The organism is Paenibacillus dendrobii (assembly GCF_009807035.1).
Classification (GTDB): domain Bacteria; phylum Bacillota; class Bacilli; order Paenibacillales; family Paenibacillaceae; genus Paenibacillus_AQ; species Paenibacillus_AQ dendrobii.
The window spans coordinates 75,693-86,742 of sequence record NZ_WUBI01000005.1; the positions used below are offsets into that span (position 1 = coordinate 75,693).

Genomic DNA, 11,050 nt, shown 5'->3' on the forward strand with positions numbered 1-11,050 from the left:
CAAAACTTAGTGCATTTCGCTGCTCTAGATATTAGTGCATTGCGGAAATCGGAATGAATTTCAGCTTTTTCAGGGAACCTTGTTGGAACTTTTGGCTTTGCACGTATTCGATGAATGCTTTTGTTGCGCCAGTTGGTTGTCCTTTAGTCATGTAATAGCCATATGCCCAAATTTTATAAGTTCCGTTGATGACATTGTCCGTCGTTGGAGCGACGCCGTTATGGCTAATGGCTTTGATATCGCTATTCACGTATACCAGGTCGATATATCCGATGGCATTTGGAGTCGTTGCCACGGCTGTTTTCATATCGCCGCTGGAGCCTACTTCCTTGTAGTTTTTATCCTTTTTCACGATATCGCCGCCTGCCAGGGCCTTCGCTTGGTAGTTGACGCGTGTTCCTGAGCCGAATGCGCGGGTAATGACCACGATATCCGCATTGTCGCCGCCAACTTCTTTCCAGTTGGTGATTTTTCCGGAATAGATGCCTTTCAGCTGTTCTGTCGTCAGGTTGCTGACTTTAACGTTTTTATTGGCAATCGTTGCGAACGGAATGACTGCAACCTTGTTTGCTACCTGTCCGTCAAATGCTTTGAAGCCGGGAACGTCCATGCTTGCATCCCAGTCGCATGCTCCGATGTCGGCGATGCCTTTTTTCACGGCCTGGGGTCCTGTAACAGAACCTTTGCCGGATGCTGCGATTTTAACTTTAGGGTTCAGCTTTTGGAATTCCTTCGCCGCTTGAAGAGTCAGCGGGAGCAGCGCTGTAGAACCGTTGATCGTGATTTTACCGGAAAGGCTGGATGCTGCGGATGCAGAACCTACCAGGGTGGATACGGCTACCAGGGAAGCAGCAGCCAGCAGGGACATTTTTTTAAATATTTTCATGTGAATAATCTCCTCTCGTTTTGCAACAAATTATTTAGTAAGCTGACTTGCTTTTCCGTTTTGAACAACGATCACTTTACCGTCTACAACCACCGCCACGCGAGTGCCGTCTGCAGAAATCGCCAGGTCGGTAATATCGGATTTCGTGCTATACAGTTCGGTTTTGACGCCGGCAACGATGCTGTACACCTTGTTAGTGCCGTCTGCGGCTTCACCCGCTGCCACCACGTTTCCGTTCACGCTTGCCGCGCTCAGGGTTACATCCACATCTCCAATGAGATCCTGGATTTTACCGCTGGCGGAAATGGCCTTAACGACACCTTTGGCATTGATGTTGTCCGAATCCGCACTCAGGTAAGCAACGCTGCCATTGCTCAGGAAGGCAGGGTACAATTTATTGTCGCTGGTCGCTGTCAGAGCTGCAGGTTTTGCATCTTTCACGCCAACATCCAGCGTAAAGATTTGCTCGCCGGCTCCGGAGTAATCGATTTTGAGGGAATCTTCGGTGCTGTCTTTATCGTTTTGCGCCACGCCGGTAATGTTCACAATATACGCGATTTTGGATCCATCTGCCGAGACATGCACCTCGGATTTATTTTCAACTTTGTCGGCCAAAACCTCGGTGATTTTGCCGGTATCTACTGATATGTAAGAAATTTTCTCCTGTTTGTCGCCTTGGATGAAATAAATGTTCTTGCTGTCAGCCGTCCAGGCCAGATCTGTTTTAACTGACGTGTCCGCGCCCAGCTTATACGGCTGTCCGCCATTCAGGTTGAGCAGGAAGAGCTGTCCGGTTTCATCCGTGTAAGCAGCCGAGTCTCCGGAAGGAGAAATTGTCATATTCGACACGTTGTTATCTGAAGATAATAAGCGTGAGCTGTAATCGGTATTCAGGCTGAACAGTTGAGCCGGCTCCGCATCATCCTTAACGGCAAGGACTTGGCCTTTAGCGTCAAAGGATACCGAAGCAAAGCTTCCGGTGATTCTTTCGGATGTCAGAACTTGCAGGGTTTGTCCGGCAGACAGTACTTCGCCGCCGAATGCAGCTACAACCGGATTAAGTTCTACGTACGAACGGTTATCCTGCATGACCGGAGCTGTTGTAAAAGAGTGTGCCGCTCCGTCAAGCTTGAATGTCTTGGAGCCGGTTTGAAGCTGAAGGCTTTGTCCGCTTTTTCCGGTAGCGATCGTGATTACTCCCTTGGAGGAGGTCACTGCGGCGCCATAAGCTTTCGCCAGATCGCCAAGAGCAATCAGTTTCACGTTACCTGCTTGAAGCATTTGAACAGAAGTGCTTTTCCCGTTTACCAAAATCTGTGCGGTTGTGACGGCAAATTTAGCTGCCACGGTTTTGGCTGCAGGACTTTTGACAGGTGCTTTTGCTGTTGCTGCTTCGGCTGTTCCTGCAGACAGTGCTGTTGTTACCAGCGCGGCTGCCGCAAGAATTTGGAACATTTTATTGTTTTTCAAATGGCTCACCCTTTTCTTATCGCTTAATGGATATAGGTCTATTTTCGTATACGATTGTTAAAATTGTTCAGTTGGTATGTTATGGAAATATTAAATATTTACCGTTGTCTTTTGTAAAAATAGGTATTATCCTAGTTAGAAATAGAGCTTATCCCAGAAAAATGCCTGAATATGGATGTTATTGCATGTTTTTTATTGTTAACTGAAGTGATGGAGGCCAAAAAATCGTGTATGTAATCGGATTTATATTATCGCTTGTTATCGTGCTCGCATTGATTCCGCCTCTGCGGAAGCTTGCGATCCGGGTCGATTTTGTCGATAGGCCCACCAGCCGTAAAATCCATAAGGAGCCGGTTCCCCACCTGGCGAGCATCGCCATTTTCCTCGGGTTCATGATTCCGTATCTGATCCTTACCCGTCACTGGGACCGTGAAATGGCCGGCGTGGTCGCAGGCTCGCTCCTGATTCTGGGGATCGGTATGGTGGATGATTGGTACAAAACAAGGGGCAAGGATTTTCCGGCTCTGCCGAAAACCGTGGTGCAGGTGACGGCAGCTGTGGTTGTCTATTTTTCCGGTATCTCCTTTGTCGGGGTCACCATTCCGTTTGCCGGGCACATGATCGTGTTTCCGGAGTGGCTTCAGTTCATTTTGACCATTCTATGGATCTTTGGGGTTACGACGGTCATTAACTTCATGGACGGACTCGACGGTCTATCCGGAGGCGTCGCCGGAATCTCGGCTTTGACCCTTTTCATCGTAGCGATTGCGAAAGGCCAATCCCAGTCGGCCATCATGGCAATTATTCTCGTGGGTGTTGCACTGGGCTACTTGAGATACAACAAGCCGCCGGCCAAAATCTACATGGGTGATGCAGGAGCAACGTTCATCGGCTTTATGCTTGGCATCATCGCACTGGACGGAGCATTCAAGCAGGTAACCGTCATTTCGATTTTGGTGCCGGTGCTGGCGCTGGGCGTTCCGATTTTCGACAACATCTATGTCGTGGTCAAGCGCTATCTTAACGGACAACCTGTGTACAAGGCGGACCGGAGCCAAATTCATTACCGTCTTCTGTCCTGGGGACTTAGTCCCAAGCAGGCTGTTGTCTTCATCTATTTGATCAGCGCATGCCTGTCCCTCTCATCGATCATCTTGATGCTGCTGAGCTGAGTATCGTATATCACAATGCAAAAAGCTCCACTCACCTGGAAACAGGAAGTGGAGCTTTTCTTTATATAGTAAACAAAAGTCTTACAACACCATTCATAGCATCTTCATGTACCGGAGGGCTGCTTACGGAGCATGGCTTTAAAAATGGCTTTCAGCAGCGGCGGTACCGCCAGGAAGATAAATAAGGTCCGAAACAGCTGATAGCATATGACAACAGATAAATCTGCACCCGCTTCCTTCGCCATGATCCCCATCTGATCCATTCCTCCAGGGGCCAGACCCAAGAAGGCTGTCACCATCGTAACGGCATGGAGCCTCGTAAGAAGCAGACTTAGACCCATAGAGCATAAGATCAACAGAACTCCGCTGAATGCGGCTAGGAGGATAATCCGCAGCTTCTTGCCCAGCTGTTCGGGCTTCAACAGCATTCCTACATATATGCCGATCACCAGCTGTGAGGCATTCAGAAATACGGATGGAAGCGCATGACCCGAATAACCGGATAAATTCAGCACAACGGTCCCGATCATCGGACCCAGCAAATAGGCGGTCGGGAACTTGATCCGCTGCCCGGCAATCCCCAGCAGTGTACACACGACAGCAAAAACCATAATGTGAGGAAAAAGCCCTTCCCAGCTTGCAGATGAGGCATGACTCACCGCAGCCTCGACTGCTTTGGCCCCCGTCCCCCCAAACAAAGGACTAAAAACGAGCAGAGGCACAAAGAAAATGATCATCATCAGGCGGGATACCTGCAAAAAGGTCACGACGGTAATATCGATTCCCTTTATTTCTTCCGCCAGCGGAATCATTTGCGTCAGTCCCCCGGGAATGCTCCCCATCAGTACCGTTGGAAACGGAACGCCTGAGAGAAACGAAATCAGAAGGGCGATGAGCAGGCTGCATACTAACAGAAGTACCGTAAGCAATATCATAGAAGGAAGCTGACGGCCGATTTGCTGCAGAGTCGAAAGCGTAAAGGATAGTCCAACCGTATATCCAATGATAATCATTCCGGCATTGCGCAGAACCGGCGGCCACAATGGCTTTACCTGCTTGATAGACCTGGATGCTACCAATGTCACGATCATCGGACCCAGAAGCCACGGGATCGGCATATGAATCCATTTGAAAATGAACGCCCCAATGATGCCGCAGACAAGCGTATAAACAAGCCTTACCGGTTTACTGGACATCCGCGGTCAGCTCGTCAATCCGTTTCTGGACATCCCCTTTAAACCATCCGCCATGGTAGCAAATCACCGCTTCGATATCATATTTCTTCAATTTCAAAAGTGACTTCAGCGCCAGTTCCATATCCGGTGTCACAGGCGGATTCGGTCCGCACAGCTCACCATCGTTGACCGTTAAAGCATCGCCAGCAATCAGCGTTTTGCTATTCGCGTGGTATAAACTGACATGTCCGGGGGTATGTCCCGGTGTATGAATAACAGTAAGCCCTCCGCCAAAAGGAAGCACATCCCCTTCTGCCATCATTTGCGTTACCTGGGCAGGGGATTCCTTGGAGAAAGTATACTCAAATGCCGTATATTCTTCTTCTGTCAGCGACTGCCGGAGCATATCGACGACTTCCGGCCGCATCTTGATCAATGGAATTTCTCCATCAATATAGGGCTGATCGTCCTGATGTGCGTATACCTCCACCGATCCGCTTTTCTTGGCCAGAAACTGCGGCAGGCTGCCCACATGGTCGATATCCTGATGCGTCAAGATGATGGATGCCGGCTCCGAGGCCGTATATCCAGCCTGCTGCACCAGTTTTTGAATAGCCTCATATTGTCCTGGCATTCCTGTATCCACCAGTGTCCAGTGGTCCTTGCTGCCGACCACCACCGGGTGAAGTACCATTCCCGCGCCGTCAACGGTCAAATCAAGCATTTCCAAATCTTGAGCTATTTTCATGTTTTCCAAAGCATATCGCTTTGGTTCACCTCCCTGTTATCTCAATAAAACTCACAAGTCCATTATATGACTCGCGGGTTCTATCTGTCAATTCATCGAAATTGACCTCGTTGGCGGGACATGTCAAAATACAAGGTGAGGTGGATGTCATGGAAACGTTGAAACGACAGCAGATCGTGTGCACGGCAATGGATATTTTTAAGGAAAAAGGGTATGTTGCAGCTTCTATGAAGGACATTGCCGAGGCCTGCGGCATGGCTAAGGGCAGCATTTACAAGCTGTTCCCCTCGAAGGAGGAGCTTTTTACCGCCGTGTTCGAAGCATGCCATCAAACCATGTTCTCCCAGGCAAGAGAACTGGATCAGGAGCAGCATTCTTCTCCCAAAGAGCAGCTGCGCCGGAAAATTGAATTCCAGCTGCAGTACATGCTTGAGAACTACTATTTTACGAGTGAATTCAAAGAGCTTCCGGTCAAGGATCATGAACATTTTATCGTCGCCTGGAAAAAGAAGAGAGTAACGCTCCTGAACCTGCACCGTGACTTCTTTTACGAAGCTTATGGAGAGAATATCAGGGCTTATATATGGGATATTGTCATTATTTTCAGAGGGATGCTGAGAGAGTATCTGTCGTATGCCAATCAAAAGGTGATTTCGCTGCCGATGTCCGAGCTCGCCCGGTTTATTGAGGAACGTATGGATGCTGTCGTGAAGGATATGCTTGAAAAGCAACCCGCTCCTGTGTTGAACGAGAGCAGCATTTATGTTAACGATCTTAATCCGGTCGATCCCCATACGCGCAAGGAAACCATCTTGAGCTTTCTCTTTTCTCTGGAGGAGCAAGTTCATGAACTGACGATCACTGAACATGTCAAACACGAACTCCTAGATGTGATCCGGATGCTTCGCGAGGAGTTGATGCAGGAAATTCCGAATCAGACCATGCTGCGCGTCTATGCTTCCTATCTTGAAAACAATCCTGCTCTTGGCCCCAACGCCAGGCAGCTCCGGTTTATGATTTAGGAAGACCAGCTAGAAAAAGTCCGCAAACATGCAAATGACCCGAGAGGAAGCACTTGTTTTCAAGTGTCTCTTCGGGTCATTTTTTAGTTTACGTGCGATTCGCTCCGTTTGATTCCTTTTCCGACAGATTCGCCCCTAACCAAGGTGACATAAATGCGCTCATGGTCCACCTTTTCACCGGAGAGGATTTTGATCAACTGCTCTGAGGCGAGCGCTCCCCATTTGCGCTTGGAATAATCGATGGTAGCCAGCCGCGGCTGCATGTAACGGGTCAGTTCTATATTATCGAAACCAATCAGGTGAATCTGTTCCCCGATTGTAAAATCGGTGTCGGCAATCCGGTTGCAAAGACCGATCGCCATTTCGTCGTTCAGGCAGAACACGGCAACCGGCTCCGTATATTCCTGCATGATCTGTTCGGCCGCTTTTTCGCCGCCGCTCTTCTTGAAATCGCCCTGGATTTCAATCCACTCCACGTCTTCCGCCCTGTCGGCCACCATTTTGACGGCTTTCATCCGTTGGGTTGAATCATACGAGCCTTCAGGCCCTGAGACCACATAAATTTTCCTATGTCCCTGCTCGACCAGAAATTCCGTAGCCAAGGTTGCCCCGGCTTTGTTGTCCAGCAAGACCTGATTAATATTCGAATGCTCGAGCTCCCTGTCCAGTACAACGATTTTATGATTGCGTTCCGCATATTTAAGCAGCTCTTCGCTTGAAAAGGTATGATCGAGGATAACGGCGCCGTCAATCATACGCTCCGGAAGCATCCGGTGAGACTGTTTGCCGCTGCACACGATCAGATCATATCCCTGCGAGTTGCAAACCTCCTTCATTCCGTCAAGCAGTTCCCCGTATACGTCACCTTTGAAATCGGTCAGGAAGACACCTAGAATTTTGGATTCTCTCTTCTTTAACGTTCTCGCAGCCGCGTTGGGGACATAGTTCAGCTCTTTGGCGATCGCCAGAATCTTGGCGCTTGTCTCGTCTGTCACTTTGCTGCTGCCGTTCAGGGCATAAGATACCGTCGAAATCGAAACCCCGGCTTTTTTAGCGATATCCTTAATACTTACCAATTGTCCTCGCTCCTTACTAATGTTGGGCCCCATTCTATATTTGCCTTCAATGTCTATAAAGCTATGGAAAATGGCGATCCCTAAAGATCGCCTAAAATTTTACATAAAAATATCAATTACATTCGTAGCGCCATTCATGGCTTCTTCAAAGGCTTCCTTGGAAATGCGCAATCCGCCCTCACGGTAAGGATTAGCCACTCTTTCCGAATCCAGTGTCTTTCCGTTCAAGACGATACGGCCTACGGAAGCTCCCGTTATATGGTAGATAAAGGTCACCTTCACTCCATCATATTGGAATTCAAAATGCATGCCGTCCAGTGATGCTGGCAGTACAGGGTCAAGAACGAGACCTTCATGATCCTGGCGGATGCCAAGCGCATTGGAAATCAGTTGATTCATGTAGATCCCCGGACCGCTGGAATAGATTCTCCATCCGCCCTTCACGGGAACCTTGCCGCTGCGCAGGTCGTCAAAATTCGTTTGCGCGTCATAGCGGGTGTTGAATTTGCCGTCCGAGCTGCTAAAGTAAGCATTGCTCTGACGAATCTCTGCATTGGGAACGACATCACGAATACCAACCGGATTAATCACGCTCAATCCGTTCCATACATCCTCGGCATGTCCAAGCTTCGCCATAGCCTCCACGAACCGGATATGGGCATGAACATATTGAAGCCCGACCTCACGGCCAAAGTTCGCAGCTTGCTCCGCCCGCTTGAAATGGGTACTGACGCCACCCGCGTATTGGGCAGGACGGTTCATCAGACGCACGCCATCCGGGAAGAACAGTTTCTCCTTGATGAGATCATAATGAGACTTCGCACGTTCCGGATCCAGCAGCTCGGCAATCATACTGCGCGTCATCGGAAGCAGCCGGTATTGGATCCCTGTTTCGGTATCCGTCGGATGCAGCATCATCTTGGCCGAAGCCGGATCTTCCATGTAGAGGAACCCAGGAATGACATCTGTCTGCAGCATGTAATGGTTGTAGTCTCTCTTAATGCCGGAAGCCATTTCCTGAAGCTCTTCTGCCAGAGCTGCTTCCTCGGTGCGAAGGGCGGCAGACAGCTGTGTCAACGTCTGATACGTCAAGGCAACCGTCCAGCTGCTGACCATATACTTCTTCAGCTGCGCGTTCGCCGGCTGCAACGTGTCATCCCAATCCCCATCGCCGTATGAAGACAAGTACGTATCATGCAGGAAATGACTGCGGATATAATCGATTTCCTTATTCACATGCTCCAGGACCGTAAATTGCTGCTCCGTGAATTGGAAGCTGCCTTTGCGGGTATAGGAAATCTTTTCCTTCAAAATACTGTAATCCTGCGTTGCCGTCAAATAGTCGCTCAGTACCTTCAGCGGCCAAACGATGATATCGCCATGGCTCTCCTCCTGCTGGACCGGAGCATAACGGTCAAACATGAACCATTGCGGCCAGTTTCCATCATCTTCATACTGATGCATGTATACGGTGAGCAGAATATCACGAACTTGTTCGAATTTCTGCGTTGCCATGAAATACTCCGTAGGACCTTGACATACATCGCGCGTTCCCCAAGCTGCTCCGCCGTACTGCTCCAAACCATGCGGAACCGAGTAATGGACGAGCATATTATGGGTATACCACCAGGCCAGCGCGTTGACTTTGAAGAAGTCCTCCTCTTCTGCCCCATCCGCTCCTGTGAGCCGGAATCCATTCATAACTTGTTTATAGAACTCCTGATATTTACAAATCTCTTCTTCTATATTCTTGATCGATGCCGGAAGTTCCTCTCCGTCAAGCAATCCTTGTACGGTAAGCGTCCACTCGGAGGCAGATTCGATCTTCATCGTAATCAGAGACGCGCAGCCCGCCTGGATTCCTTCGGCTAAATCAGTTTCATCGCCGATCTGAGCCTTCGCCCCGTCAACCCACATCCGATACTTCAGGTTCGGATAGGCCTCCGTACGGATCGCATCCTGTCTGCCGTAGAAAGTAAGGACGCCGTTGTCATTCGTCATTTGCACCGAAGTCTCATATTCGTTCACATCCATCGTAACCTGATTGGTTACCAAGAAACGATATGCCTTGCCGCTTTCGGAGCGTACGTTCAGACGAACCTCCGGCGTATCCACGGTCGTGAAGTTCGTAATCACCAGCGTATCAACAGTGGTCTTGTAGTACCAACGCACATAGTTAAAACCAATTTCGAACAGGGATGGCATGGTGAGCAGCCGATATTTTCCGTCCACTTCCACGTAAATCCGCTGTCCTGCCATTTTCGGAATGTTCAGCGCATTACGGGCATTGCTCATCATTTTGTTAAAGTTCGTATTGCCAACCACTAGATGCGAGTTGAAAATGCCATACATATAGGAAGTGGTTGTTACGACCTCAGCTCCAAATTTTACGTTATCCCCGCTCATCAAAATATGTCCGTGCGGACGCTCAACCAACATTTCTTTTTCTTTCAAAACGATATGCTCATAGGTATCTGTAAAGAAAGCCAAGAGCTGTCCATCTTCACGCTCTTCCTGGTGTCTCTTGTGACCCGGGAAACGCTCATTGATTTCATTCTCCGTTAGCGAAAGAGTATGCAGCGGTTCGCCAATGACTGCTTTCAGACGAACCGGGGAAAGCTTCTGCAGCGATCCGCCCTGATCTTCTGCCAGATAAGCCTCCCAGGCCTGCTGCACCTCATCCTTGAATTCCAGCTCTGTTACTGCAGCCGCATGATCGGCTTTGACAAGGCCGTAAAACACGAAGCGTGCTTCACCATGCAGTGAAACCAACTCGGATTGAAGCGCCGTATAGGCGAATTCATACTGGTAGATTTCATTGGCAAGCTTGGCCTGGCTCAGGCAGGATGGTACGTTGGTTTCTTTATAAGACAGTCCGAAAAATTGGAAGCCGTCGGTCGAGTAACCGGCCGCGCGAGTCAGGGAGCCCTGCTGAATATATGGGAATGCCCCGCCCTGCGGCTGATTCTGGCGCGAACATACGACATAGCCGTGTTGTTCGTCCTCGAATACCGAATGATCTATATACTGGGACAGGTATGCCTCATTGCTGCGTACTGCGCCAACATCCGCATCACCGATATCCTGGCCGTAAACAATATCGATGTTCACCCCTTCACCGCGGGTCACGACATCCCAGAACCATACGCCCTGAGCAGACAATGCAAAGGTCACTTTATATTGAACACCTTCTGCGCTTCCTTCCCATACGATCCGGCTGCTGTTTACGCTAATCGTGCTGTTGGAATGAATGCCGAGCAGCGGATAAAAGTTGATACCGGCATCGGTATGGATACGCAAATAAAGGTTATTTAAAGACCCTTCAACAGGGCTTGTCATCAATTGATTAATCATGGTCCGGCCGCTTACGGCCTGATACAAATCTCCGCTCTCCCAAAAGGTAAAGCACAGATCACCAGCTTGAACGTTAAACTTTGAATTCGTAATGGTGGCTGTCATTTTATGTTTATTCCTCCTATCCAATTAAACAAGCCGGCATCA

Annotated in this window: 8 protein-coding genes; 2 read left to right on the top strand and 6 right to left on the bottom strand. The window is 49.2% G+C overall.

The window, feature by feature from the left end:
• Positions 1 to 31: 31 nt before the first annotated feature.
• Positions 32 to 886 (bottom strand): phosphate ABC transporter substrate-binding protein, encoded by an 855-nt coding sequence (locus tag GRF59_RS24535; RefSeq protein WP_160500371.1) that lies wholly within the window; start codon positions 884 to 886, stop codon positions 32 to 34.
• A 30-nt stretch (positions 887 to 916) separates the two neighbouring features.
• The gene (locus GRF59_RS24540) at positions 917 to 2,356 is read right to left on the bottom strand and encodes an LpqB family beta-propeller domain-containing protein (RefSeq protein ID WP_160500372.1); all 1,440 of its coding nucleotides are present in this window, start codon (positions 2,354 to 2,356) and stop codon (positions 917 to 919) included.
• A 224-nt stretch (positions 2,357 to 2,580) separates the two neighbouring features.
• Here GRF59_RS24540 and GRF59_RS24545 point away from each other — a divergent pair, with 224 nt between their 5' ends.
• Complete coding sequence (locus GRF59_RS24545; protein ID WP_160500619.1) at positions 2,581 to 3,528, top strand: MraY family glycosyltransferase; 948 nt, start codon at positions 2,581 to 2,583, stop codon at positions 3,526 to 3,528.
• Between the two features lie 104 nt (positions 3,529 to 3,632).
• On the opposite strand, the gene GRF59_RS24550 is transcribed toward GRF59_RS24545, so the two are convergent.
• Both GRF59_RS24550 and GRF59_RS24555 read right to left on the bottom strand, forming a co-directional pair.
• Positions 3,633 to 4,724 carry an AbrB family transcriptional regulator gene (locus tag GRF59_RS24550; RefSeq protein WP_160500373.1) on the bottom strand — a complete coding sequence of 364 codons (1,092 nt, stop codon included), beginning with the start codon at positions 4,722 to 4,724 and terminating at the stop codon, positions 3,633 to 3,635.
• Entirely contained in the window at positions 4,714 to 5,451 is a 738-nt protein-coding gene (locus GRF59_RS24555; protein WP_160500374.1) for an MBL fold metallo-hydrolase, read from the bottom strand. The genes GRF59_RS24550 and GRF59_RS24555 overlap by 11 nt, the downstream gene beginning before the upstream one ends.
• Positions 5,452 to 5,600: 149 nt before the next feature.
• On the opposite strand from GRF59_RS24555, the gene GRF59_RS24560 reads away from it, so the two are divergent.
• Positions 5,601 to 6,473, top strand: a complete 873-nt coding sequence (locus GRF59_RS24560; protein ID WP_160500375.1) for a TetR/AcrR family transcriptional regulator — start codon at positions 5,601 to 5,603, stop codon at positions 6,471 to 6,473.
• A gap of 83 nt (positions 6,474 to 6,556) precedes the next feature.
• On the opposite strand, the gene GRF59_RS24565 is transcribed toward GRF59_RS24560, so the two are convergent.
• Entirely contained in the window at positions 6,557 to 7,549 is a 993-nt protein-coding gene (locus GRF59_RS24565; RefSeq protein ID WP_160500376.1) for a LacI family DNA-binding transcriptional regulator, read from the bottom strand.
• A 99-nt stretch (positions 7,550 to 7,648) separates the two neighbouring features.
• A complete protein-coding gene (locus GRF59_RS24570) occupies positions 7,649 to 11,008 on the bottom strand; it encodes a GH36-type glycosyl hydrolase domain-containing protein (protein ID WP_160500377.1) in 3,360 nt (1,119 codons plus the stop codon).
• Between the last annotated feature and the right edge of the window lie 42 nt (positions 11,009 to 11,050).

Excerpts from the sequence above, each read along its gene's own strand:
- GRF59_RS24535 (WP_160500371.1), bottom strand. The coding sequence starts at position 886 with ATGAAAATATTTAAAAAAATGTCCCTGCTGGCTGCTGCTTCCCTGGTA.
- GRF59_RS24550 (WP_160500373.1), bottom strand. The coding sequence starts at position 4,724 with ATGTCCAGTAAACCGGTAAGGCTTGTTTATACGCTTGTCTGCGGCATC.
- GRF59_RS24555 (WP_160500374.1), bottom strand. The coding sequence starts at position 5,451 with ATGAAAATAGCTCAAGATTTGGAAATGCTTGATTTGACCGTTGACGGC.
- GRF59_RS24560 (WP_160500375.1), top strand. The coding sequence starts at position 5,601 with ATGGAAACGTTGAAACGACAGCAGATCGTGTGCACGGCAATGGATATT.
- GRF59_RS24570 (WP_160500377.1), bottom strand. The coding sequence starts at position 11,008 with ATGACAGCCACCATTACGAATTCAAAGTTTAACGTTCAAGCTGGTGAT.